General features: G+C 71.0%; 19 protein-coding genes and 2 pseudogenes. 12 read left to right on the forward strand and 9 right to left on the reverse strand.

The features are described from left to right. Positions 1–50: 50 nt before the first annotated feature. Together HCN51_RS16840 and HCN51_RS16845 are read right to left on the reverse strand one after the other, a co-directional pair. Entirely contained in the window at positions 51–791 is a 741-nt protein-coding gene (locus HCN51_RS16840; RefSeq protein ID WP_240972902.1) for an MBL fold metallo-hydrolase, read from the reverse strand. Positions 792–800: 9 nt separating this feature from the next. Continuing rightward, the gene (locus HCN51_RS16845; protein WP_168010544.1) at positions 801–941 is read right to left on the reverse strand and encodes a hypothetical protein; all 141 of its coding nucleotides are present in this window, start codon (positions 939–941) and stop codon (positions 801–803) included. A gap of 418 nt (positions 942–1,359) precedes the next feature. Here HCN51_RS16845 and rho point away from each other — a divergent pair, with 418 nt between their 5' ends. From rho to HCN51_RS16860, 4 genes and pseudogenes are all read left to right on the forward strand, one after another. Continuing rightward, on the forward strand, positions 1,360–2,469 hold the full coding sequence (gene rho, locus HCN51_RS16850) for a transcription termination factor Rho (protein ID WP_168010545.1): 1,110 nt from the start codon (positions 1,360–1,362) through the stop codon (positions 2,467–2,469). A 35-nt stretch (positions 2,470–2,504) separates the two neighbouring features. Next, positions 2,505–2,624 (forward strand): annotated as a pseudogene (locus HCN51_RS62980) (putative RNA methyltransferase); the annotation flags it as partial. A 39-nt stretch (positions 2,625–2,663) separates the two neighbouring features. Continuing rightward, positions 2,664–3,408, forward strand: a pseudogene (locus tag HCN51_RS16855) (methyltransferase domain-containing protein); the annotation flags it as partial. Positions 3,409–3,689: 281 nt separating this feature from the next. Beyond that, a complete protein-coding gene (locus HCN51_RS16860; protein ID WP_168010546.1) occupies positions 3,690–5,450 on the forward strand; it encodes a prolyl oligopeptidase family serine peptidase in 1,761 nt (586 codons plus the stop codon). Between the two features lie 212 nt (positions 5,451–5,662). Here HCN51_RS16860 and HCN51_RS16865 read toward each other — a convergent pair whose 3' ends face one another. Then, the gene (locus tag HCN51_RS16865) at positions 5,663–6,853 is read right to left on the reverse strand and encodes a PP2C family protein-serine/threonine phosphatase (RefSeq protein ID WP_080043801.1); all 1,191 of its coding nucleotides are present in this window, start codon (positions 6,851–6,853) and stop codon (positions 5,663–5,665) included. Positions 6,854–7,325: 472 nt separating this feature from the next. Between HCN51_RS16865 and HCN51_RS16870 the strand changes: the two genes are divergently transcribed. Beyond that, a complete protein-coding gene (locus HCN51_RS16870) occupies positions 7,326–11,510 on the forward strand; it encodes a HAMP domain-containing protein (RefSeq protein WP_168010547.1) in 4,185 nt (1,394 codons plus the stop codon). A 3-nt stretch (positions 11,511–11,513) separates the two neighbouring features. Then, entirely contained in the window at positions 11,514–12,143 is a 630-nt protein-coding gene (locus HCN51_RS16875) for a response regulator (RefSeq protein WP_080043803.1), read from the forward strand. Positions 12,144–12,235: 92 nt separating this feature from the next. On the opposite strand, the gene HCN51_RS16880 is transcribed toward HCN51_RS16875, so the two are convergent. Then, on the reverse strand, positions 12,236–13,456 hold the full coding sequence (locus tag HCN51_RS16880; RefSeq protein ID WP_428981540.1) for an NYN domain-containing protein: 1,221 nt from the start codon (positions 13,454–13,456) through the stop codon (positions 12,236–12,238). A gap of 181 nt (positions 13,457–13,637) precedes the next feature. Then, on the reverse strand, positions 13,638–15,980 hold the full coding sequence (locus HCN51_RS16885) for a sigma-70 family RNA polymerase sigma factor (protein WP_168010548.1): 2,343 nt from the start codon (positions 15,978–15,980) through the stop codon (positions 13,638–13,640). 111 nt (positions 15,981–16,091) lie between these two features. Between HCN51_RS16885 and HCN51_RS16890 the strand changes: the two genes are divergently transcribed. Together HCN51_RS16890 and pyrE are read left to right on the forward strand one after the other, a co-directional pair. Then, positions 16,092–16,781, forward strand: a complete 690-nt coding sequence (locus HCN51_RS16890) for a hypothetical protein (protein WP_168010549.1) — start codon at positions 16,092–16,094, stop codon at positions 16,779–16,781. A gap of 73 nt (positions 16,782–16,854) precedes the next feature. After that, on the forward strand, positions 16,855–17,388 hold the full coding sequence (gene pyrE, locus HCN51_RS16895) for an orotate phosphoribosyltransferase (RefSeq protein ID WP_168010550.1): 534 nt from the start codon (positions 16,855–16,857) through the stop codon (positions 17,386–17,388). 7 nt (positions 17,389–17,395) lie between these two features. On the opposite strand, the gene HCN51_RS16900 is transcribed toward pyrE, so the two are convergent. Then, a complete protein-coding gene (locus HCN51_RS16900) occupies positions 17,396–17,830 on the reverse strand; it encodes a hypothetical protein (RefSeq protein ID WP_168010551.1) in 435 nt (144 codons plus the stop codon). A gap of 68 nt (positions 17,831–17,898) precedes the next feature. Beyond that, positions 17,899–18,612 (reverse strand): VTT domain-containing protein, encoded by a 714-nt coding sequence (locus tag HCN51_RS16905; protein WP_168010552.1) that lies wholly within the window; start codon positions 18,610–18,612, stop codon positions 17,899–17,901. Positions 18,613–18,741: 129 nt separating this feature from the next. On the opposite strand from HCN51_RS16905, the gene fbaA reads away from it, so the two are divergent. The 3 genes from fbaA (at position 18,742) to HCN51_RS16920 (ending at position 21,591) form a co-directional block, all read left to right on the forward strand. Continuing rightward, on the forward strand, positions 18,742–19,764 hold the full coding sequence (fbaA, locus tag HCN51_RS16910) for a class II fructose-bisphosphate aldolase (protein ID WP_168010553.1): 1,023 nt from the start codon (positions 18,742–18,744) through the stop codon (positions 19,762–19,764). A gap of 34 nt (positions 19,765–19,798) precedes the next feature. Further along, positions 19,799–20,209, forward strand: a complete 411-nt coding sequence (locus HCN51_RS16915; RefSeq protein ID WP_206067097.1) for a DUF3151 domain-containing protein — start codon at positions 19,799–19,801, stop codon at positions 20,207–20,209. A 98-nt stretch (positions 20,210–20,307) separates the two neighbouring features. Beyond that, positions 20,308–21,591, forward strand: coding sequence for an adenylosuccinate synthase (locus HCN51_RS16920; protein ID WP_080043812.1), 1,284 nt, complete (start codon positions 20,308–20,310; stop codon positions 21,589–21,591). 1 nt (position 21,592) lies between these two features. Here HCN51_RS16920 and HCN51_RS16925 read toward each other — a convergent pair whose 3' ends face one another. Next, entirely contained in the window at positions 21,593–22,258 is a 666-nt protein-coding gene (locus HCN51_RS16925) for a GNAT family N-acetyltransferase (RefSeq protein ID WP_168010554.1), read from the reverse strand. A gap of 109 nt (positions 22,259–22,367) precedes the next feature. Here HCN51_RS16925 and HCN51_RS16930 point away from each other — a divergent pair, with 109 nt between their 5' ends. Then, the gene (locus HCN51_RS16930; RefSeq protein ID WP_168010555.1) at positions 22,368–23,279 is read left to right on the forward strand and encodes a glycerophosphodiester phosphodiesterase family protein; all 912 of its coding nucleotides are present in this window, start codon (positions 22,368–22,370) and stop codon (positions 23,277–23,279) included. Positions 23,280–23,287: 8 nt separating this feature from the next. Here the strand turns inward: HCN51_RS16930 and corA are convergent, their stop codons facing one another. Then, the gene (corA, locus tag HCN51_RS16935; RefSeq protein ID WP_346433678.1) at positions 23,288–24,355 is read right to left on the reverse strand and encodes a magnesium/cobalt transporter CorA; all 1,068 of its coding nucleotides are present in this window, start codon (positions 24,353–24,355) and stop codon (positions 23,288–23,290) included. Between the last annotated feature and the right edge of the window lie 49 nt (positions 24,356–24,404).

The raw sequence follows: 24,404 nt of genomic DNA on the forward strand, positions 1-24,404 counted from the left end.
CGCGGCCAGGGCCCGCGCCGGCCGGCTAGGACGGCGACCAGGGCCCGCGGTCACAGGCGCAGGAACGGCTCGCTGAAGTGCCCGGTGGCCAGGATCGCCCGCTCGGCCCGCAGCGCGGCCAGGACCTCGGTCCTGCTGCGCACGGCGGCGTCCTGGTCGTCGTCGTAGACGTAGGGCACGGTCGGGTCGTCGAGCTGCACGGGGTGCAGGACCAGGTCGCCGGTCATGGCCAGCTCGCCGGCCCTGGCGATCTGGTGGCCGGGCGTGTGCCCGGGGGTGTGCCGCACGCGCACGCCGGGCGTCACCTCGGCGTCGCCCTCGACGACGTGGAGCTGCCCCTTGATGACGGTGACGACGTCGTCGAGCACCGGCCCCCTGGCGGCGTCGAGATCCGCCTTCTGCACGACGTACCGGGCGTTCTCGAACGCCGGGCGGCCGCCGGCGACCGCGCCCGAGGCGTGGTCGCTGTGCAGGTGCGTGAGGATGACGGTGCCGATGTCGGCGGGCGCGACGCCCGCGGCGGCCAGCTCGCCGGCCAGCGTGCCGGGCACCGGCGCCCAGGTGGACGCGGGTGAGTCCGTGCCGCCGATGCCGGTGTCGACCAGCGTCAGCCGGTCGGCCGCGTCGCGGATCAGGAAGCAGTGGAAGTGCAGGACCCACGGGTCGTCGGGCAGGCCGGAGCCGGCGAACATCTCACTCAGCGGGCGGCGGATCGCCGCCCCCATGGGGCCCACGGCGTCGCAGAGGGGTGTCACCTCGATGCCGGACACGGTCAGCGGTTGATGCGGCATCCCGCCAGGTTAGGCGGCGACGGGCTGGGCCGGAACGTACTCGTTCTCGACGTCGGCGGCGTAAACGGCGCGGCGGCAGTTCGCGCACCGGTACATGATGGGGCCTTCGTCCAGCTCGTGGTGGCACCGCGGGCAGTTGGCGGTCTTCATGATGGTGCTCCCCCAAGGAGATTTTTCTGTTTCGTCCCTATGGAACCCTCATCGAGTTGCAGGGACCCTGCATGCCACTTGACACGATGACGCTGCGTCGACGGGGGCTCTGTGCTGCTCGGCACACCAGGCGCGGTAATTTTCCTCGCTGCGCATCGCCGAGAAGAACATTGTCATGCCTGGCGCCCCGGATTCGCGGGAGAAGCTCCGATAACCGTCCAGGAATAGCCCAAGAGGGCTAGGCGTTGCATGGACTGGACGGTGTGGTATCTTGCCACCAAGCGTCGAGCTCCAGCTCCGCTTGATCTTCCAAGCCGGCTCCGGCCCTCCTGTTCGCAGGGCGCCCGGCCTGCTTTCCTTCATCACCCGCCGGTCCTCGTCCGAGTGCCCCGGCGCATCTCCCCCAAAGGGGCTCATCATGTCTGTGCACACCATTCCAGAGCAGCGTGCCGCCGCGCCGGTCCGCCACGTGGAGGGACTCCTGGACGTACGCGACAAGTCCGCGTTCATCCGGGCGGATCACCTGCCGGGGCCGGGCGACGTACGCGTCACCCCCGAGAAGGTCCGCCAGTGGGACCTGCGCCCCGGCGACCACGTCGTCGCGGCCTTCGACGGCAACAAACTCCTCAAGGTCGAATCGGTCAACGGCGCCGCCTCGTGGCTCGACCGCCCGCAGTTCGACCAGCTCACCCCCATCCATCCGGACGAGCGGCTCAGCGTCGAGACGCCGTCGCTCACCACCCGGGTCATCGACCTGTTCGCACCCATCGGCAAGGGGCAGCGCGGCCTCATCGTGGCGCCGCCCAAGGCCGGCAAGACCATGGTGCTGCAGGCGCTGGCCGCCGGGATCTCCCGCAACCACCCCGAGGCGCACCTCATGGTCCTGCTCGTGGGCGAGCGGCCCGAGGAGGTCACCGAGATGCGGGCCGGCATCGCCAGCGAGATCTACGCCTCGACCTTCGACCACCCCGACCGCGACCACACCGCACTCGCCGAGCTCGCCATCGAGCGCGCCAAGCGCCTCGTCGAGTCGGGCCGCGACGTGATCGTGCTGCTCGACTCGCTGACCCGGCTCGGGCGGGCCTACAACAACGTCGCGCCCGGCGGCGGGCGCGTCCTGACGGGCGGCATCGACGCCCGCGCCCTCTACCCGCCCAAGCGCTTCTTCGGCGCCGCCCGCAACGTCGAGAACGGCGGCTCGCTGACCATCCTCGCCACCGCCCTCGTGGACACGGGGTCGCGGATGGACAACAACCTGTACGAGGAGTTCAAGGGGACGGGCAACATGGAGCTGCACCTCGTCCGCGAGCTGGCCGAGCGCCGCCTCTTCCCCGCCGTGGACCTCGACGCCTCCGGCACTCGGCGCGAGGAGCTGCTGATGCACCCGTCGGAGCGCGAGATCGTCTGGCGGCTGCGCCGCTCGCTGGCGGGGCTGGACCGGCAGCAGGCCCTCCAGGCCCTCATCGACAGGCTCCGCTCGACCTCCTCCAACGCCGCCTTCCTCATGGAGACGGCCAAGGCCGCGTGAGCGGCGTCCCGCGGCTCGTACAGCACAATGGCCGCATGCTGGCTGACATCGTCGACTATCTGATCTGCCCCGTGTGCCGCGCCGAGCTGCGCCTGGCCGGGCCGGCCGTGCGCTGCGCCGCCGGTCACACCTTCGACGTCGCCAAGCAGGGTTACGTGAGCCTGCTCACCGGCTCCGGGCAGCCGGGCACTGCCGACACCGCCGAGATGGTGGCCGCGCGGGCGGCCTTCCTCGACAAAGGGCACTACGCCCCGCTGACGGACGCACTGGCGGAAACCGTACGGGCATACGTGACATCTGAGAACGTTCCAGGAAAACATGAGTCCTCTACCGAAACGCATGACGACGCGGAGTTGAGGGCGTACCGTGAGACGGAAGTGGAGGCCGGTTCCGGCACGCCGCCCGCGGGCGGTGAGCGGGAGCCGGGCAAGGTCGAGGACCACCGCGCGGCGGGCAGGGCCGCGCCGGTGATCGTCGATGCGGGCGCGGGCACCGGGCACTACCTGGCGGCCGTGCTCAACGCGGTGGACGATGGCATCGGGATGGCGTTCGATGTGTCGAAGCACGCTGTACGCCGGGCGGCGCGGGTGCATCCCAGGGCAGGGGCGTTCGTGGCCGACGTGTGGCGCCCGCTTCCGATCAGGAGCGGGGTGGCCGATGTGGTGATCGACGTCTTCGCGCCCAGGAACGGGCCCGAGTTCCGGCGCGTGCTGCGGCCGGGAGGCGCGGCGGTGGTCGTCACCCCGGCTCCCGAGCATCTCAGCCCGCTCGTCGAGGAGCTGGGGCTGCTCTCCGTCGATGAGGAGAAAGAGCGCAGGGTGGCGCGCAGCCTGGAGGGGTTCGCCGAGACCGGGCGGCGCACGGTCGCGTTCGAGATGGAGCTGGGGCACGACGACATCGCCCAGGTCGTCGGCATGGGCCCGAGCGCGTGGCATCACCAGGCGGACACGCTCGGCGAGCGGATCGCCGCAGTTGTCTCCCGAAATGTCGCGAAAAGACAGCAAAAAGTAGTAACGCGCGCCGCGTTTCATCTGTCTATCTACGAGCCGGCACCCCGTTCAAGACCTGTTCCTTGACGGGCATGTGCGACTGGTGTTACTGATGGGGCATTTAGTCCGAAATTCCCCCACATTCTCGGAGAATTTCCCCGGCACAGGCGCAATACTGGACGGCATCCCGAGCCCTGAGGCACGGGACATCAACGGGAGGGGGCGCGCCGGATGAAGGCGGAGGAACGCTGGCAGGCCAGGTTCCGCGCGTCGCGCATGACGCTGCCGTCCTGGGCCCGCCAGGCCCCGAACCGCGCCATCTACCGCTCCAACGCCACGGGCAAGTGGGAGGTCTACGCCTGGGACCGCGTGACCGGCGCCACCCGACAGGTCACCGACCAGCCCAAAGGCACCGCGTACGCGGCGATCGACCCCACCGGACAGTGGATCTACTGGTTCGCCGACACCGACGGCGACGAGTACGGCCAGTGGTGGCGCCGGCCGTTCACCGGCGGCCCCGGCCAGCCGGTCGCGCCCGACCTGCCGCCCGGCCAGCCCGGCGGCATCGCGCTGTCCACCACCGGCGTCGCCGCGATCAGCCTGGCCGGCGAGGGCACCTTCCGCGTCCACCTCGTCCGCGAGGGCCAGCCCACCGAGACCCTGTACGAGCACACCGAGGCCGCCTGGGTGGCCGCCATGTCGCTCGACGGCTCCCTCATCGCCATCAACCACGGCGAGTACGGCGACTTCCGGCACCCGGCGCTGCGCGTCGTCCGCCAGAACGGCCACGTGGTCGGCGAGCTGCACGACGGCCCCGGCAGGGGCGTGGTCGGCCTCAGCTTCGCCCCCATCGTCGGCGACCGCCGCCTGCTGGCCCTGCACGAGCGCCGCAGCCGCGACGAACCGCTGGTCTGGGACCCGGTGACGGGCGAGCAGCGCGAGATCTGGCTGCGCGACCCCGGAGACCTGCACGCCGAGTGGTACGACGACGGCCGCGGCCTGCTCATCCTGCGCGACGACCGCGCCCGCAGCCACCTGCACCGCTACGACCTGCGCGGCGGCGGCCTGACGCCCATCGAGACGCCGCACGGGGTGATCGACGAGGCCCGGCCCAGGCCCGGCGGCCACGTCGAGTACTCCTGGTCCAGCGCCTCCCGCCCGCCTATCGTGCGCTCCAGCAACGGCCAGGTCGTCGTCAACCCCATCGGCCCGCCGGCGCCGCCGAGCGTCCCGGTCGAGGACATCGACGTGGAGGGCGAGGGCGGCCGCATCCACGCGCTGGTCTCCAGGCCGGAGACCGGCCAGGCACCCTACCCGACGGTCTTCCTGCTGCACGGCGGCCCGACGGCGCACGACCGCGACGCGTTCTCGCCGACCGTGGCGGCCTGGGTGGACGCCGGGTTCGCCGTCGTCCGCGTCAACTACCGGGGCTCGACCGGTTACGGCTCCGCCTGGCGCGACGCGCTGCACGGCGACGTCGGGCACATCGAGCTGGCCGACGTCGCGGCCGTGCGGCAGTGGGTGGTCGACCACGGCATCGCCGACCCCGGCCGGACCCTGCTGGCCGGCACGGCGTGGGGCGGCTACCTGACGCTGCTCGGCCTCGGTACCCAGCCCGACCTCTGGGCGTGCGGCATCGCCGCGGTGCCGATCGCCTGCCACCAGACGTCGTACGAGGACGAGGCGGAGAGCCTGCGCGCCTTCCACCGCGCGCTGCTCGGCGGCTCGCCCGAGGAGCAGCCGGAGCGGTACGCGGCCAGCTCCCCCATCACCTACGTCGACCAGGTCAAGAGCCCGCTGCTGATCCTCGCGGCCGAGAACGACACCCGGTGCCCGCTGCGGCAGATCGAGAAGTACGTCACCAAGCTCGAAGAGCACGGCCGCCACCACGAGGTCTACACCTACGACGCCATCCGCGGCTCCCTGGTGGTGGCCGAGCGGATCGCGCAGACGGCGCTGCAGCTCGAGTTCGCCCGCAAACACATCGGCTGACCGCGAGCCCCCGCGCCCGCCAGCCTCCCCGCCACAGGGCGTTCCCAGCTCGTCGCAGAGCGCTCCCGCGTCGCCGGGACACTCGGCGAGCTGCGAGAATGGCCTTGACCGGGCTCTTGACTGTCGGCCAGAGCGCCTGTCATCATCTCGCCACCCGCAGTCAGCCGGAAAGGCGCACCTTGACCAGCACGCCCCCGCCCCTGCCCCGCCTCTCAGCGGGCGCGCAGCACCACGATGGCGAGGTCGTCGGCGCTGGGCTCGGAGGCGAACTCGGCGGCGCCCCTGCGGATGCGCTCGGCCACCGCCCTGGCCGACAGCCCGGCGCACTCGGCCAGCAGCTTGGCCAGCCCGCCGTCGTCGTCGAGCAGCCGCCCGCCGGAGCGCCGCTCGGTGACCCCGTCGGTCACGGCCAGCAGCACGTCTCCGTGGTCGAGGTGCACGGTGTCGGCCTCGAACACGACCTCGTGGAAGACGCCGAGCAGCGACTGCGGGGTGGTGACCGCCTCCACGTGGCCGCTCGGCTTGAGGCGCAGCGCCTCGGGGTGGCCGGCCGAGACGAGCCGTACCTCAAGGCCGTCGGGCACGGGCGTGATGTCGCCGTGCAGCAACGTGAGGAACCTCGCCCGCTCGCCCTCCTCCAGGATCGCCTGGTTGAGCCGCCCGAGCACGGCGGCCACGCCGTAGCCCTCGCGGGCCAGCAGCCGCAGCGTGTGGCGGGCCAGGCCGGTGACGGCGGCGGCCTCGGGGCCGGTGCCGCAGACGTCGCCGATGGCGAAGCGCCACGAGTCGTCGCCGGCCTTGAACAGGTCGTAGAAGTCGCCGCCGACCTCGTTGACCTCGCCGGCGGGCTCGTAGATGACGCCGTAGTCGAGGCCGGGCACCTCGGGCTCGTTCGGCGGGAGCAGGCTGCGCTGCAGGGCGCGGTTGGCGGCGGCCTGCTGGGCGTAGAGGCGGGCGTTGTCCATGGCCAGCGCGGCGCGCCTGCCGATGTCCTCGGCGAACTGGATGACCTCGTCGGGGAAGCGGTCGGGGCGGCCCAGGCACATCATGCCGAGGCTGCGCCCGCGCGCGGTCAGCGGCACGGCGAGCACCTGCGACTCGGGCAGGTGGATCAGGGAGGTGACGCGGGTGTCGGCAGCGTCGACGTCCATGTCGGTGAGCTGCTCGCGCAGGCCGTCGATCCGGGCCTCGTCGGCGTGCCAGAGGTAGACCAGGCGCAGCGGCCCGGAGTTGTCGGAGGTGTAGACGGCGCACCAGCTCGACAGCCGGGGCACGACGACCTGGGCGATGATCGCCGGCACCATGTCGGGGTCGAGCGTGCCGGCGAGCAGGTCGCTGGCGTCGGCCAGGAACCCCAGCCAATGTGGCCCGCGGCTGCTCTCCTCCAGCCATTCGGCTGCCACCCGGTCGGCGGAGCCAGGTAGCGTGAGCCTTGCCCAATGGACACGGGAATCGCCCGCAAAGGTGACTCCCCACTCCTCGACGTTGACGGAAGGAGCCTTCGGATCACTCTGGGAGAGGTTTCGTTGCCGCAACTCCACCTGCACTGCGTCCCCGAAATGCTTCCAAATCACCTCAAACGGCTCATCAGCGACCTGCTCGGCCAGGTCCGCGGCGACCTGCTCGGCAGTATGGAGCACGCCGCCGGTGGCCCACGCGGTCATCACCTCGCGCGTGAACCTCATCGCAGCCGTCACAGCGGTCTCGCCGGGCGCGAAGGTCGCGGCCAGCACCGCATGGGGAGAAGCAGTCATCCCAACGTGCCTACCACACTTCCCGCTGACTTGGGGTAAATCCAAGGACAGGACTACGAGCTACTCATCGTGACAGACTTGAATCACTCGCCGTGCGGCAGCGACGAGTGAAGGAGGCCCCATGACCACGGCCAAGGCCGCTCTAAGCCCAGAGGAGAGGACTTACACCGAGTCGGATCTCGTGCCCATCCTTGAGACTCTTTTCTCTTGGCGTGACGGAGACTTCCGGCGTCGGGTCCCTCACGCGCCTCCTGGCATCCTCAGCGAGGTGCGGTTGCTGCTGAACGAAGTGGCCGACCGGCGCGAGCACCTCGCCAACGAGCTGTCACGCGTGCGCAAAGAAGTCGTCAAGGAAGGCCGCTTCGGCGAGCGGCTGACGCCCGGGCCGGGCGTCGGCGCGTGGGCCGAGAGCGTCGAGTCGGTCAACATGCTGATCGACGCCCTGGTGAGCCCGGTCAGCGGCGCGGCCGACGTCATCGACGCGGTGGCCAAGGGCGACCTGTCGCGCCGCATCGACCTCGACCGCTCGGCGCGGGGCGAGGTGCGCCGGCTCGGCAAGGCCATCAACGGCATGGTGGACCAGCTCGCGCTGTTCAACTCCGAGGTCACGCGGGTCGCCCGCGAGGCCGGCACGGAGGGGCGGCTGGGCGGCAGCGCCAACCTGCGCGGCATGTCGGGAAGCTGGCGCGACCTGACCGAGGCCGTGAACACGATGTCGTCCCGCGTGGCGGCGCAGGTGCGCGACATCGCCGTGGTGACCACGGCGGTCGCCAAGGGCGACCTGAGCCGCAAGGTGACGGTCGACGCCGTGGGCGAGATGTTCGAGCTGAAGAACACCGTCAACACGATGGTCGACCAGCTCTCGGGCTTCGCCGAAGAGGTGACCCGGGTGGCCCGCGAGGTCGGCACCGAGGGCCAGCTCGGCGGGCAGGCCCAGGTGACGGGCGTGTCGGGCGTCTGGAAGGACCTCACCGACAACGTCAACTTCATGGCCAACAACCTGACCTCGCAGGTGCGCAGCATCGCCACCGTGGCGACGGCGGTGGCCCAGGGCAATTTGTCAAAGAAGATCACCGTTGACGCGCAGGGCGAGATCCTCCAGCTCAAGGACACCCTCAACACGATGGTCGACCAGCTCTCGTCCTTCGCCGACGAGGTCACCCGCGTGGCCCGCGAGGTCGGCACCGAGGGCAAGCTGGGCGGCCGCGCCGAGGTGAAGGGCGTGTCGGGCGTCTGGAAGGACCTCACCGACAACGTCAACTCCATGGCGCGAAACCTGACCTACCAGGTACGCAACATCGCCCAGGTCACCACGGCCGTGGCCAACGGCGACCTCACCCGCAAGATCGACGTGGACGCCCAGGGCGAGATCCTCGAGCTCAAGTCCACCATGAACACGATGGTCGAGCAGCTCTCGTCGTTCGCCTCCGAGGTGACCCGAGTCGCCCGCGAGGTCGGCACCGAGGGCCAGCTCGGCGGGCAGGCGCAGGTGCGCGGCGTGTCGGGCGTCTGGAAGGACCTCACCGACAACGTCAACTCCATGGCCAACAACCTCACCTCGCAGGTGCGCCAGATCGCGGCCGTGTCGTCCGCGGTGGCGCAGGGCAACCTGTCGAAGAAGATCACCGTTGACGCCCAGGGCGAGATGCTGCAGCTCAAGGACACCCTCAACACGATGGTGGACCAGCTGTCGTCCTTCGCCGACGAGGTCACCCGCGTCGCCCGCGAGGTCGGCACCGAGGGCCAGCTCGGCGGGCAGGCGCGGGTGAAGGGCGTGTCGGGCGTCTGGAAGGACCTGACCGACAACGTCAACTCGATGGCCAACAACCTGACGTACCAGGTGCGTAACATCGCCGAGGTGACCACCGCGGTCGCCAACGGCGACCTCACCCGCAAGATCGACGTGAACGCGCAGGGCGAGATCCTGGCGCTGAAGACGACGGTCAACCGGATGGTGGACCAGCTCTCGTCGTTCGCCTCCGAGGTGACCCGGGTCGCCCGCGAGGTCGGCACCGAGGGCCAGCTCGGCGGCCAGGCGCGGGTCGAGGGCGTCGAGGGCACGTGGAAGCGGCTCACCGAGAGCGTCAACGAGCTCGCGGGCAGCCTCACCACCCAGATCCGCGCCATCGCGACCGTCACCAGCGCCGTGGCGCGCGGCGACCTCACCCGCTCCATCGCCATCGAGGCGCAGGGCGAGCTGGCGGAGCTGAAGGACAACATCAACTCGATGGTGGGCAGCCTGCGCGAGACCACGCAGGCCAACCAGGAACAAGACTGGCTCAAGTCCAACCTGGCCCGCATCTCCCGGCTCATGCAGGGCCACCGCGACCTGCTCGAAGTGGCCAAGCTGACGATGAGCGAGCTGACGCCGCTCGTGTCGGCCCGCTACGGCGCCTTCTACGCCATCGACCCCGAGCACGAGCGCGAGCTGATCCTCATCGGCGGCTACGGCGTGCGCCCCGACCGGGGCCCGCGCCAGCGCTTCGTCTTCGGCGAGGGCATCGTCGGCCAGGCGGCCGAGGAGGGCCGGCACATCGTGCTGAACGACGTGCCGCCGCAGTTCATCACCATCGACAGCGGGCTCAGCCGCTCCACGCCGGCGCAGATCGTGGTGCTGCCCATCCTGTTCGAGAACCGCGTGCTGGGCGTGCTGGAGCTGGCCTCGTTCACGCCGTTCGGGGAGGTGCACCACGACTTCCTGACGCAGCTCGTCGAGACCATCGGCGTCACGATGAACACGATCATCGCCAACTCCCGCACCGAAGACCTGCTCACCGAGTCCCAGCGGCTCACCCGCGAGCTGCAGGAGCGCTCCGACGAGCTGCAGCGCCAGCAGGAGGAGCTGCGCAGGTCCAACGCGGAGCTGGAGGACAAAGCGGCGCTGCTGGCCAAGCAGAACCGCGCGATCGAGATCCAGAACTTCCAGATCGAGCAGGCCCGCCGCACGCTGGAGGAGCGGGCCGAGCAGCTCGCGGTCTCCTCGCGCTACAAGTCCGAGTTCCTCGCCAACATGTCGCACGAGCTGCGCACGCCGCTCAACAGCCTGCTGGTGCTGGCCAAGCTGCTGACCGAGAACGCGGAGGGCAACCTCACCTCCCAGCAGGTCGAGTTCGCCCGCACGATCCACAGCGCGGGCTCGGCGCTGCTGCAGCTCATCAACGACATGCTCGACCTGTCGAAGGTCGAGGCGGGCCGGATGGACATCCACCCGATCCAGGTGTCGCTGCCGAAGATGGTGGACCTCCTGGAGGCCGCGTTCGCGCCGCTCGCCCAGGACAAGGGGCTGTCGCTGACGGTCGACGTCGAGCCCGACGTGCCGCACGAGCTGCGCGCCGACGAGCAGCGCCTGCAACAGGTGCTGCGCAACCTGCTGTCCAATGCGGTGAAGTTCACCCCGCGCGGCGAGGTGAAGCTGCGCGTGTCGATGGCGCCTCCGGGCATCGACTTCGACGACGACAGCCTGCACGACTGCACCGACCTGCTCGCCTTCCAGGTGATCGACACCGGCATCGGCATCGCGCCCGACAAGCGTGAGGTCATCTTCGAGGCGTTCAGGCAGGCCGACGGCACGACGAGCAGAAAGTACGGCGGCACCGGCCTCGGCCTCGCGATCTGCCGCGACATCGCCCGCCTGCTGGGCGGCGAGATCCACGTCGACAGCGAGCTGGGCAAGGGCAGCACGTTCACGCTCTACCTGCCGGCCTCCTACAACGGCCCGCTGGCCGCCACCGACCCCGGCACCGCGCGCCGGCAGCTCATGACGCCGCCGAGCGAGGAGCCGGCCACCACGGCGCCCGAGCCGCCGCTGCCGCTCGACCTGCCGCTGCCCGAGCTGGTCGAACCGCCGGTCGAGACGCCCAGCCAGTGGCAGGGCGACGACCCGCTCAACGGCGCCAAGATCCTGATCGTGGACGACGACATCCGCAACGTGTTCGCGCTGACCAGCGTGCTGGAGCGGCACGGCTCGACCGTCGTCTACGCCGAGAACGGACGGGAGGGCATCGAGCAGCTCGAACGCAACGAGGACGTCGCGCTCGTGCTGATGGACATCATGATGCCGGAGATGGACGGCTGGGCCACGACGTCGGCCATCCGCCGCATGCCCCAGTTCGCCGATCTGCCGATCATCGCGCTGACCGCCAAGGTCATGCGGGGCGACCGGGAGAAGTCCATCGCTTCGGGCGCGTCCGACTACGTGCCCAAGCCGGTCGACGTAGACCGCCTGCTCGAACGGCTGCGCGGCTGGCTCAGCCGCGGCCGGGGCTCCGCGTCCGACTCGTCAGCCTCGTCGCCCGAAGGGTCGTGATCGATGCCGGATCGTGCAAAGATCCTCCTCGTGGATGACCGCGAGGAGAATCTGATCGCCCTCGAAGCCATCCTCAGCTCACTCGACCTGGTGCCGGTGCGTGCCAGGTCGGGCGAGGAGGCGCTCAAGGCGCTGCTCAACACCGAGTTCGCGCTGATCCTCCTCGACGTTCGCATGCCCGGCATGGACGGTTTCGAGACCGCCGCGCACATCAAGCGGCGTGAGCGTACCCGCAACATCCCGATCATCTTCCTGACGGTCGTGGACAGCGCTCCCGACTACGCCTTCCGCGGTTACGCGGCGGGCGCGGTGGACTACCTGACCAAGCCGTTCGACCCGTGGGTGCTGCGGGCGAAGGTGTCGGTGTTCACCGAGCTGTACAACATGAACAAGCGCCTGGCCGAGCAGGCGTCGATGCTCCGCGACCGCCTCAGCGGCGAGCTGCCGCCGGGGGCCGGTGACCACGCGTCGGTGCTGCCGGAGCTGTCGCGGCGGCTGACCGCGGTGGAGGACGAGCTGGCCAGGGTCAGGGAGCTGGCCCGCAAGTCACAAGACCCGGCGCTGGCCGTGCCGCTGAACGACCTGTCCGATCGCGTCACCCACCTGCGCGCCGGCTTCGACGCGCTCTCCTGACCTCCCGCATCACCCCCGGGCCGGTGTCCACCCGGGGGTGACGCATGAGGGCCGGTGGAGCGTGCGGGGCTGCGGCCTCAAGCACGTGCGGGTCAGTGGCGGGCGCGCTCCAGGGCGTCCCAGAAGCCGCGCCGCAGCGCGTGGCGCACCTCGTCGTGCAGCAGGAAGTCGATCGGCAGCGACGAGCCCTGCAGCAGCCGCGCCTCCAGGTCGGAGGGCATGCGCGGCTTGCGGGCCAGCACCGCCTCCAGCCACAGCGCGGGCGCGTCGCGCGCCACCGACTCGCCGAAGTCGTGCCCCTCGCGGTGGGCGGCCTTGACGGCGTCGGCCAGCGTGGTGGCCCCCGCCGTGGCGGCGGACTGGGTGACCGGCGCGGGCTGCGGGCCGGTGTACGGGCCGAGCTGCGACGGCTGGTAGGTGCCGCTCGACGACGTCGAGAACTGCCCGGTGGTGGGGCTGGACTGCTGCGGCTGCGCCTGGATGGGCCCGGTGACGGGCGACGCGGGCGGCGGCGGTGGCGGCGGCTGCTCGGCCTGGTAGCTGCTGTACGTCGGCAGCACCGGCGGCGTGGACTGGCCGCGCGACCCGCCGGACGACTGGCCGTTGCCGGAGGAGGGCGGCGCGGCGTGGCTGCCCGCACTACTGGGGGCCTGCGGCATCGACGAGGGCATCGACGTCGGCGGCAGCGACGGCTGCGCGGGCGGCAGCGACGGCGTGTTGTGCCCGTTGCTGATCGGCTGGTGATGGCCGTTGGAGGCGGACTCGGTGATGCCGGTGACCAGGCTGACGTACGGCCGCAGGTGGGCCGCGCCCACCTCCACGAGGTCGTCGCACTCCTGCCGCAGCGACCGCGAGACGGCCCAGCCGCCCTCGGCCGCGATGTGGATGACGGTCACCCTGATGCCGAGGTCTTGCGCGTCGCACACGACCTGCGCGAGGTCCTCGTCGCCGCTGACCACGACGGCGTCGCAGATGGCGTTGTTGCGGGCCAGGGTCATCAGGTCGCGGTGCACCTGGGCGTCGACGCCCTCGCGGCGGCCCGGCCTGATGCGCGACAGCCTGAGCTTGAGGCCGGGGATGTCGGCCAGCGCGTCGTGCTCGGGGGTGCGGCGGCCCTCGATCGTGGCCTCGTACCAGTAGCACCGCAGCAGCGGCAGCCCGGTGCGCTCGCGCGACAGGCTGGTCATCAGCTGGAGCAGCCCTGGATAGTCCCAGGAGACCGCCTCTCGATGACGCGTGCCGTGCACGGCCATCGCTCCATCAGCCAGCAGATAGCCAGCGTCCACGAACAGCGCGCAGCGATCCACTGACACCCGCCCCTTTCCTGGTGGTCCGACCTTGCTGGCTCTGCACCGACAGAGACCGGACTCGGCGGCCCTCTCTCAGGGTAATGAAAGCAGGTGATCGCGCGAGGGTTTATCCCGACAGTTCGGCCCCCGGTCACCGATGCGCCAGACCACTTAGGCAGACCGTACCAGTTTGTCCCGTTCGCGGTCACGAGCGCGCCCGCACGCTCAGCGCGGCCACCCCGAACAGGACCACGTCCTTGTCCGTGACGATCGTCAGCCCGGGGTCGACCCCGAGCTCGGCGCCGACCGTGTCGACGTCGGTGCCGAACGTCATGCCCGCCACGCCGTTGGAGGAGCCGTCGAAGACGTTGGCCCGGTCGCGGTCGCCGCCGCCGGGGACGAGCGGGCCGGAGCCGAGCGAGACCTTGTCGCCCTTGAGGTCGGCGTCGCCCTCCCACGTGACCAGCTCCAGCCGGGCGGGCGCGGCGGCCGGGCTCAGCCCGCCCAGCGGCACCCGCACCCGCCGGGCCGCGCCGCCGATCACGGTGGCCGTGTCGAGCACCACGGCCTGGCTGTAGGGCTCCGACGGGTCGGTGACGATCAGCACGAGGCTCCATCCGGCGTGGCGCGAGGCGCCCGTCGTCATCGGGACGTCGGCCGCCCACCAGGTGCCGTTCCTGCGCGAGCCGCCGACCAGGTCGCTCACGTCGGCGAACGCCTGGTAGGCGGCGCCCAGCGGCAGCTCCCGCATCGTCACCTCGTCCGGCTGGACCGTCACGTACTTGCGCCGCCCCGGAGGTCTGAGCTTGATGGGCCCGGCCTCCTCGCCGGCCGCCGACCAGTAGAGGCCCGCCCAGACGACCTCGCTGCCCTTCGGCAGGGACAGCTCGGCCCCGCTGGAGGAGGTCGTGTCGGCCCGCTCGTCCTGGTCGAGTGCGGTCATGGGCCACAGGTCGTTGTCGCGCTGGGCGCCCTGCCTGCGCCTGGTCTCCAGGCAGCCCTCGCGCTCGGCGGGGCAGCTCAGCAGCGTGTTGCCGATGGCTCTGACCGTCACCTTGCCGTCGGTGGCGAACCTGGCGGGCGCGCCGGACACGCGTACACCTTCCTCTGCCTGTGCCTGGAGCCGGAGCGGGCCGGCGGCGATGCGGACCGCGGGGCCCGCGCCCTGCGGCGCCTCGTCGGCCACCTGCACCCGCAGGAAGACCGCCGTGCCCTGGCCCGCCGCCAGCGGCTGCCTGGCGCACCGGGCGCCGCCGCCGACCGGCCGGCAGGACCAGCCGTCGACCGTGCCGACGGGGCCGAGCCGCGCGGCGCTCTGGTGGCGGCGCGCCGGAGGGATGAGGGTGACGCCGTCGGGCAGGTCGACCTGCGCGGACAGCTCTTCGCTCGGGCTCTCGCCGTAGTTGCGCAGGCGGATGCCGACGATGCCGGGCTGGGCGCGGACGAGGGAGCCGAGCGCGTCGATCGTGGCCCGCAGCCGCGCCTTGCCCGGCTTGTCCTTCTTGACCGGCGCGGGGATCCGGGCCGGCCGCTCGCTCGGCAGCGGCACCGGCACCGGTATCGGCACCGGCGACTCCGAGACGGGCGGCTGCGCGACCGGCGTGCTCGCGGGCGGCCTGACGATCGGCATCTCGTCGGCCACCAGCAGCAGCGCGACCAGCACGGCCGCCGCCACCGCCACCGTGCCGCCCGCGACCGCCACCTGCTGCTTCGGCACCCGCCGCAGCCGGCCGAACAGCCGCAGCGCGCCGCCCGCGCCCACGAGGCCCGTCTTGCCCAGCGCCGCCGCGTAGCCGCCGAACAGCGGCCCCGCGATCAGCGGCCCCACCATGACGCGCAGCCCGCGGTTGACGTCGGTCAGCTCCAGGAGCACGCCGTGGCACTCCTCGCACCCGCTGACGTGCTCGTCCACCACCTTGGAGTCGCGCCTGGCCAGCCCGCCCCGCACGTAGGCGCCCATCTTGCCGAGCACAGGGCGGCAATCATGCTGCGGCGGGGAGCCCAGGTGCATCTGCAGGTACGCCTGCCGCAGCCCCTCCCTGGCCCGGTAGGCCAGCGCGGCCACGCCGTTGGCCGACAGGCCGAGCAGCGGCGCCACCTCGGCCGGCTTGGCCCGCTCGACCTCGGTGTGCCACAGCACCGCCCGCCAGCGCTCGGGCAGCGACAGATAGGCCCGCGCGATCAGCGACTTCTCCAGCCCGACCAGGGCGGGGTCGACGAAGGGCAGGCCCGGGTCGTACAGCTCGATCTCGCCGGTGGTCACCTGGCGGCTCTCGACACGGGAGCGGTCATATACGGTGCGCCGCACCACGGTCAGCAGGTAGGTGCGGAACCCCGAGTCGGGGCCGCCGCCCCTGCCGACCAGGTCGAGGATCTTCGTGAACGACTCGGCGACGACGTCGTCGACCTCGGCACCCCTGACGAGCTGCCGGGCCAGGGCGCGGGCCGCCGCCACGTGGCGCTCGTAGAGCTCCCCGTACGCGGCGGCGTTGCCCGCCCTGACCGCCTGCAGCAGATCTGCATCGCTTCGCGGCGATTCGACACCCATAGTGACCTCACGATTACGCGGGGTTGCCCCGCGCAATCATTCCGCATTCCCCGTCATGACTAAACCGCGCCTGCGTCTTTACTCCTGGTGAGATCCGACGGAGGGGAACGGATGGAGGCGGACGTGCTGTCGCGCTGGCGTCGCAGGAGCATGGCGGCCGGCTGGTCGCTGGCCGAGGACTGGTGGACGCCCGAGGTCGAGGGCGTGATCAAGGCGGTGTGCGCGGGCTGCGGCCTCGCGCAGGCGTGCTGGGAGCTCGGGTCGGCGCGGGCCGCCGCCGGGATCGGCGTCGCCGAGGGCATGAACGACCTCGCCGCCCTCTTCGCCGTCACCGGTGCGGACGGGCCGCCGTTCACCGCGCTGCGCTCGTTCGCGGCCGGGTGGGCCGAGCACGGGTTCGCGCCGCTCGGGGAGCTGCACTGCGAGGACCCGCTGACGGGGCTGGCGACCCCCGCGTACCTGCGTACGAGGCTGGCGCAGCTCTACCGCGGCACGGCCAAGGGCACCTGCCTGGTGGCCGCCGAGCCGTCGGCGCCGCCCCTGGAGCTGGCCGAACGCCTCGCCGCCGCGCTCAACCTCGCCACCGCGCTGCGCCGCGCGTTCCCGGGTGACGAGACGCTGGCGCTGCTCGGGCCCGTCCGGGTGGGGGCCGTGACCCGCATGGACGAGGGACTGCGGGACAAGCTCGCGCGGCTCAGTTCGGCCGAGATCCTGTACGGGCGACGGCCCCGGGTGCGGGTACGGCCGCTGCCGAAGGCGTACGGGCAGGCCCTGGCCCTGATCAGGAGCCTGGGCTCGTGATGGATCCGCTCATGGCGGGTCCACTCCTGACGGGCCAGAAGCTGCGGCGGGCGGCGGTCCTAAGCTTGGAGCCATGACTGATCGCGACAACCTGCTGGCCGAGATCAAGAGCAAGGCCATCGTCCACGGCAAGGTCACGCTCTCCTCCGGCAAGGAGGCCGACTTCTACCTCGACCTGCGCCGCATCACCCTCGACGGCGTGGCCGCCCCCCTCGTCGGCAGCGTGATGCTCGACCTGACCGCCGACCTCGACTACGACGCGGTGGGCGGGCTCACGATGGGCGCCGACCCGGTCGCGGTCGCCATGCTGCACGCGGCGGCGGCGCGGGGCCGCACGCTGGACGCGTTCGTGGTGCGCAAGACCGCCAAGGCGCACGGGATGCAGCGCCGCATCGAAGGGCCCGAGGTGAAGGGCCGGCGGGTGCTCGCCGTGGAGGACACCTCCACCACCGGCGGCTCTCCCCTGACCGCCGTGGAGGCGCTGCGGGAGGCGGGGGCCGAGGTCGTGGCGGTCGCGACGGTCGTGGACCGGGGTGCCCGGGAGCGGGTCGAGGGGGCGGGGCTGGAGTACCGCACCGCGTACACGCTGGAGGACCTGGGCCTCTGATCGGGGGTCAGCCGCCCCTGACGGTGAACGCCTCGCGGGCCCCGGCGCGGCCCTGGGCGCGCGGGGTGCCGTTCTCCTCGACGCGCACCGTGCTCGCGTCGCTGAGCACGACGTCCAGCTCGGGCTCGAAGTAGCGGACCTCCTCGCCCCTGCTCATCTCCCTGTGCTGCAGGACGTCGCCTCCCGGCACGCGTACCGTGACCAGGGGGCAGGTCTCGGCGACGCACTCGATGCGCACGGTGGGCACCTGTGCGGAGGCGGCCGGAGCGGTGGAGGCGTCGGTGGCGGGGGCGGCGGCAGGCTCGCGGTCGGGTGGCGGCGCGTCGAGAAGATCGAGGAGTGCGCGACCGCCGATGACCAGGAGCGTCACCACGGCTCCCACCGCCAGGACGGCGAGCGCTAATCGGGCGATGCCCATCGGTTCTGAGCTGTGGCGTCCCACAAGGGGCAGCGTACCTTGCGGTGATCGGCCCGTTGAGGCGTCAGTGCTGAGGTGTCAGCGAGGAGGTGTCAGGCCTGGCCGTCGAAGCTGGACGGGACGCGGTGGTGCTTGCCGTTGGGGACCGGGAGCCGCTTGGCGGCGCGGCGGTGCTTGACGGCCTCGACGATGATCGGGATCAGGGAGATGAGCACGATCAGGAAGACGCCCGGCAGGATGTAGCGGTCGATCTGCTTGGGGTCGACCTGGCCGCCGAGGAAGTGGCCGATCAGGAGCAGCCCCTCGACCCAGACGACGCCGCCGACGACGTTCCACATGAGGAAACGCTTGGGGGTCATCTCCAGGACGCCCGCGACGGGATTCATGAACGTGCGGACGATCGGCACGAACCTGGCCAGAATCACCGCCTTGGCGGGACCGAACTTCTCGAAGAACTCTTCGGCCCGCACCACGTGCTCACGCTTGAACAACCGCGAATCCGGTTTGTCGAAGAGTTTGCGGCCGAATCGCGCTCCGAGGAAATGCCCGAGCTGCGCACCGGCGATCGCGCACAGAGGCGTGCCGATCAGCAGGACGGGGAAGGAGAGCGGCGCGATGCCCATTCCCGAGGCGACCGACGCCGAGCTGAAAATCCCCGCGGCGACCAGCAGTGAGTCACCGGGCAGGAAGAACCCGAGCAACAGACCCGTCTCGGCGAAGATGATCGCGAGAACGCCGAAGGTGGCGAACGCTCCCAAAATCGTGAGCCACCACGTCGGGTCCAGGAGATTCCAAAGCCAGTCCACGACGAGGAGCCTACCTGTAGCGGGGGTGGGGGAGATGACCAACAAGCGCGCGTTGTCTCTACCCCATCGGGTAGGGAGCCGGGATACTGGGCCCTGGCGCGCAGCCGCAACTTCTCAGGGAGATGAATCATGCCTATTGCGACTCCAGAGATCTACGCTGAGATGCTCGACCGGGCCAAGGCCGGCGGATTCGCCTATCCGGCGATCAACGTGACGTCCTCGCAGACGCTGAACGCCGCCCTGCGCGGCTTCGCGGAGGCGGAGAGCGACGGCATCGTGCAGGTCTCGACGGGTGGCGCGGAGTTCCTCTCCGGAGCGACGGTCAAGGACATGGTCACGGGCGCCACGGCGCTGGCGGAGTACGCGAGGGTGGTGGCCGCCAAGTATCCCGTCACGGTGGCGCTGCACACCGACCACTGTCCGAAGGACAAGCTCGACGGCTTCATGCGGCCGCTGATCGACATCTCCCTGGAGCGGGTCTCGAAAGGCCTCGACCCGCTCTTCCAGTCGCACATGTGGGACGGCTCCGCCGTTCCGCTGGACGAGAACCTGGAGATCGCCAAGGAGCTCCTGGAGAAGTGCGCGAGGGCGCGGATCATCATGGAGATGGAGATCGGCGTCGTCGGCGGCGAGGAGGACGGTGTCGTCGGCGAGATCAACGAGAAGCTCTACACGACCGCCGAGGACGCGCTGGCCACGGCCGAGGCCGTGGGCGTCGGCGACAAGGGCCGCTACATGCTGGCCGCCACGTTCGGCAACGTGCACGGCGTCTACAAGCCGGGCCACGTCAAGCTGCGCCCGGGCGTGCTGAAGGAGATCCAGGACGCGGTGGGCGCCAAGTACGGCAAGGACAAGCCCTTCGACCTGGTCTTCCACGGCGGTTCCGGCTCGCTGCTGGAGGAGATCCAGGAGGCCATCTCGTACGGCGTGGTGAAGATGAACGTCGACACCGACACGCAGTACGCCTTCACCCGCCCGATCGCCGACCACATGTTCCGGAACTACGACGGCGTCCTCAAGGTCGACGGTGACGTCGGCAACAAGAAGACCTACGACCCCCGCTCCTACGGCAAGGCGGCCGAGGCCGGCATGGCGGCCCGCGTGGTGGAGGCGTGCCAGAGCCTGAAGAGCGCTGGGACGAAGATCTCCTAGCCAGTTCAGCGGCCCGGCGGGTATGACTTGTCCTATGGATAACCTTCTCGCCGGGCCGCCCCCGACTCACCTGCCGGACCTGCCCGAGGCCAGGGAGGCGCTGGAGTCGGGTGTCAAGGCCTCCGACGTGGCCGCCCGTTTCCCCGCCTACCCGGCGGCCTGGGCCGCTCTCGCGGAGGAGTACTTCGCCCAGGGCCACGCCGTGACCTCCTACGCCTTCGCCCGCACCGGCTACCACCGCGGGCTCGACGCGCTGCGCCGCAACGGCTGGAAGGGGCACGGCCCCATACCGTGGGAGCATGAGCCGAACCGGGGCTTCCTGCGCTGCCTGTACGCCCTGTCGCGGGCGGCGCAGGCGATCGGCGAGAAGGACGAGGCGGAGCGGTGCCTGCAGTTCCTCAAGGACAGCACCGAGAGCGGCTACGACGCGCTGACCAAGGGCTAGCCCTTGGGACGAATAGGCACGTTCGGGTAGTCTCTCTACGCAAGAGCCCCTGTCGCGCTTGCGCCAGGGGTTTCGTTTTGTGCTCGGGAGACTGAACCATGCCGGCTGCCGTTCTCGTTGGTGCCCAGTGGGGCGATGAGGGCAAGGGCAAGGCCACCGATCTGCTCGGTGGCGACGTCGACTACGTCGTCCGCTATCAGGGGGGCAACAACGCGGGTCACACCGTGGTCATCGGTGACCAGAAGTACGCGCTGCACCTGCTCCCCACGGGGATCCTGTCGCCGGAGGTGGTGCCGGTCATCGGCAACGGCGTGGTGATCGACCCGGGCGTGCTGCTCAGCGAGATCGACGGGCTGGCCGAGCGCGGCATCTCCGCCGAGCGGCTGCTGATCAGCGCGAACGCGCACCTGATCATGCCGCACCACAAGGCCATCGACAAGGTCACCGAGCGCTACCTGGGCAAGGCCAAGATCGGCACGACCGGTCGCGGCATCGGTCCGGCGTACGGCGACAAGATCTACCGCATGGGCGTGCGCGTCCAGGACCTGCTCGACCCGGGGATCCTGGCCAAGAAGATCGAGGTCGCGCTGACCGAGAAGAACCAGCTGCTGACCAAGGTCTACAACCGGCGCGGCATCGACCCGGCGGCGGTGCTGGAGGAGTACCTCGCCTACGCGGAGCGGCTGAAGCCGCACATCGCCGACACCTCGCTGGTGCTGTCGAAGGCGCTGGACGAGGGCAAGTTCGTGCTGCTGGAGGGCGGGCAGGGCACGCTGCTCGACATCGACCACGGCACGTACCCGTTCGTGACGTCGTCGTCGCCGACGTCGGGCGGCGCGTGCGCGGGCGCGGGCATCCCGCCGAACCGGCTCACGAAGATCATCGGCATTCTGAAGGCGTACACGACCCGCGTCGGCTCGGGGCCGTTCCCGACGGAACTGACCGACGAGATGGGCGACTGGCTGCGCACGACCGGCGGCGAGTACGGCGTCACCACGGGCCGCAACCGGCGCTGCGGCTGGTTCGACGCGGTGATCGCCCGGTACGCGACCCGGATCAACGGCGTCACCGACTACTTCCTGACCAAGCTCGACGTGCTGTCGGGGCTGGAGCGGATCCCGGTGTGCGTGGCATACGAGGTGGACGGCGTGCGGCACGACGAGATCCCGATGACGCAGACGGACTTCCACCACGCCAAGCCGGTGTACGAGGAGTTCCCCGGCTGGCAGGAGGACATCTCCAGCGCCAAGTCGTTCGAGGACCTGCCGCCGAACGCGCAGGCGTACGTGCGGACGCTGGAGGAGATGAGCGGCGCGCCGATCTCCGCGATCGGCGTCGGCCCGGGCCGCGACCAGACGATCGTGGTGCGCTCGCTGGTCTGACCTACCGTCCGCCGTGGGCCCTGTCCGTGAGGACGGCCGCCGTCACGGGGGTGTGCAGGGTCCAGCCCAGGGTGGAGTAGAGCGCCTGGCCCTGGGCGGTGGCCACCAGGACGCCGGTGCGGGCGCCCCGCGACGCGGCCGTGGCGGCGATCGTGCGCATGACGACCGTGCCGAGCCCGCGCCTGCGGTGGTCGGCGGCGGTCTCCACCTGGTCCACGACGGCGGTGGAGCGGGCGAGCGCGAACTGGCCGCGCGCCGCGACCTCGCCGGCGCCGGTCAGCAGGCGGACCGCCGTGACGCCCGCCCTGGTGGTGACGGCCAGGTGGTAGCCGTCGGGGATGGGGGCGGGGTCGCGGGTCAGCGGGGCCGTCATCATGAACTCGGGGTCCTGGACGGCCCAGCCCGGCGTGAGCAGCGGGGCGACGGACTCGGCGGGGGCGCAGAGCTTGAGCCAGGTGCCGGGGGTGTGGAGGGTGGCGGTGAGGCGGCGCAGGGTCTGCGGCGTCGGCGCGGCGACGATGTGCCGGGCCACGTGGCCGGGCAGGCCGACGTCCACGCGGAGGCCCCAGGGCTCCGGTACGGGCCTGGGGGCGTTGCGGGAGATGACCCACCCCTCCACCCATGCCCGAACTGTCGGGAAATGGGCACCTTTGAGGACCTCCGTCATGGGAAACAGCCTATTGTCTGCTCGGAACACCACGACCGGGCGTAGCAGGATAAAAAGGACACGGCGTGGCACCGCCGTGACATTGCCCTAGCCAGGTAGGGTCCCCGTTGTGCGCGTTGAGATACATGGCCACCGGGGGGCTCGGGGCCTCTGGCCGGAGAACACTCTGCCCGGGTTGAGCCGCACGATGGAGCTGGGCGTGCATGCGCTCGAGTTCGACGTCGCGCTCACCGCCGACCGCCGCCTCGTGCTCACGCACGACCTCACGGTCTCCGCCGTCACCAGCGCCGACAGGCGTCCGGTGTACGCCGGCGACCCCCTCTACCCGTACGTCGGCAAGCCGATCAACGCGCTCACCCTGGCCCAGCTCCGCACGCTCGACGTGGGCGTGCGGCTGCCGCGGCACCCCGACGACCCGTTCGCGCTGACGCAGGTGCCCATGCCCGAGACGCGCATGCCGACGCTCGGCGCGGTGCTCGGCCTGGCGGGCGCCTACGAGGCCGAGGGCGTGCGGATGCACGTCGAGCTGAAGTCGGACCCGACGCGGCCCGAGCTGACGGCCGACCCCGAGATGTTCACCGAAATGGTGGTGGAGGAGCTCGACCGGCACGGCCGGCTCGGCAACGCCGCCATCCTCAGCTTCGACTGGCGGATCATCGCGCACGCCGCGAAGATCGCCCCGGGCACGCGGCGCTTCGCGCTGATCGAGCTCGACACCCTGCACTGGAACGAGGGCACCGTCAGGGGCGGCGACGTGCCGGCCGCGGCGCGCGACGCCGGGGCCACCACGCTCTCGCCCGAGCACGTCATGGTGGACGAGACGCTGATGGCGCAGGCGTCGGCCGCCGGGCTCGACGTGGCCGTGTGGACGGTCAACGACCCGGCGCTCGGCGCCCGGATGCTGGACCTGGGGGTGGCCGGGATCGTCACCGACTACCCCGACCGGATGCGGGAGCTGTGGCGGGAGCGGGGCCTCGCGCTGCCCGAGCCGGTCGGCCCCCTCAAGCCCGTCGGCGTCTAGGGAGAGCCCTACAGCCAGCCGTTGCGGCGGAAGCCCCGGTGCAGCACCACGCAGACCGTGACCATCACGGCCAGCACCGCCGGGTAGCCCCAGACCGCCTTGGTCTCCGGCATGAAGTCGAAGTTCATGCCGTAGATCCCGGCGATCATGGTGGGCACGGCCAGGATGGCCACCCACGAGGAGATCTTGCGCATGTCCTCGTTGGCCAGCGCGTTCGAGCGGGCCAGCGCGGCCTGGAGGATCGAGCTGCACAGCTCGTTGGAGGACTCGACCTGCTCGCACACCCGCGACAGGTGGTCACCGACGTCGCGGAAGTAGTCGCGCATCTCCGAGGGGATGACCCGGCGCTGCGGCAGCGCCGCCATGGGCGACTGCAGCGGCGTGATGGCCCGCTTCATCTCCAGCATCTCGCGCTTGAGCTGGTAGATCCGGTTGATGTCGCGGGAGCTGACGTCGGCGAACACCGTCGCCTCGACCTCTTCGAGCTCCAGCTGCATGAGGTCGGCCACCTGGAGGTACTGGTCGACCACGTGGTCGGAGATCGCGTGCAGGACGCCCGTGGGGCCCCTGTTCATCAGCTTCGGCTTGTCCTCCAGGCGCTCGCGGACGCCGGCCAGCGAGCAGTGCTTGCCGTGGCGCACCGTCACGACGAAGTCCGCGCCGAGGAACACCATGATCTCGCCGGTGGCGATGATCTCGCTGGTTGCGGTCAGCTCGTCGTGGTCGAGGTAGGCGATGGTCTTGAGCACCATGAACAGCGACTCGCCGTACCGCTCGACCTTGGGCCGCTGGTGGGCCTTGACGGCGTCCTCGACGGCCAGCGGGTGCAGGCCGAAGACCTCCGCGAGCCACTCCACCTCGGGCGCGGCCGGCTCGTGCAGGCCCACCCAGACGAACGCGCTGGCGCCGGAGTTGCTCTGGTTGTGCGCGCGGACGAGGCCGAGCGCCTCTTCGATGCCCTGGGCGGAGACCTTCTTGCCCTGGACGTACGCGCCGAACTCTACGAGGGAATCGACCGGGGGCACACAGACCTCGCGCACCGGCTTCGTGAGCGAGTGCGGGGCGCGCGACGGCACGGTGTGACGGTTGATGCGACGGAAAAGGGTGGACGAGCGCATGGCAGTC

This window comes from Nonomuraea composti, from assembly GCF_012034275.1.
Lineage (GTDB): Bacteria > Actinomycetota > Actinomycetes > Streptosporangiales > Streptosporangiaceae > Nonomuraea > Nonomuraea composti.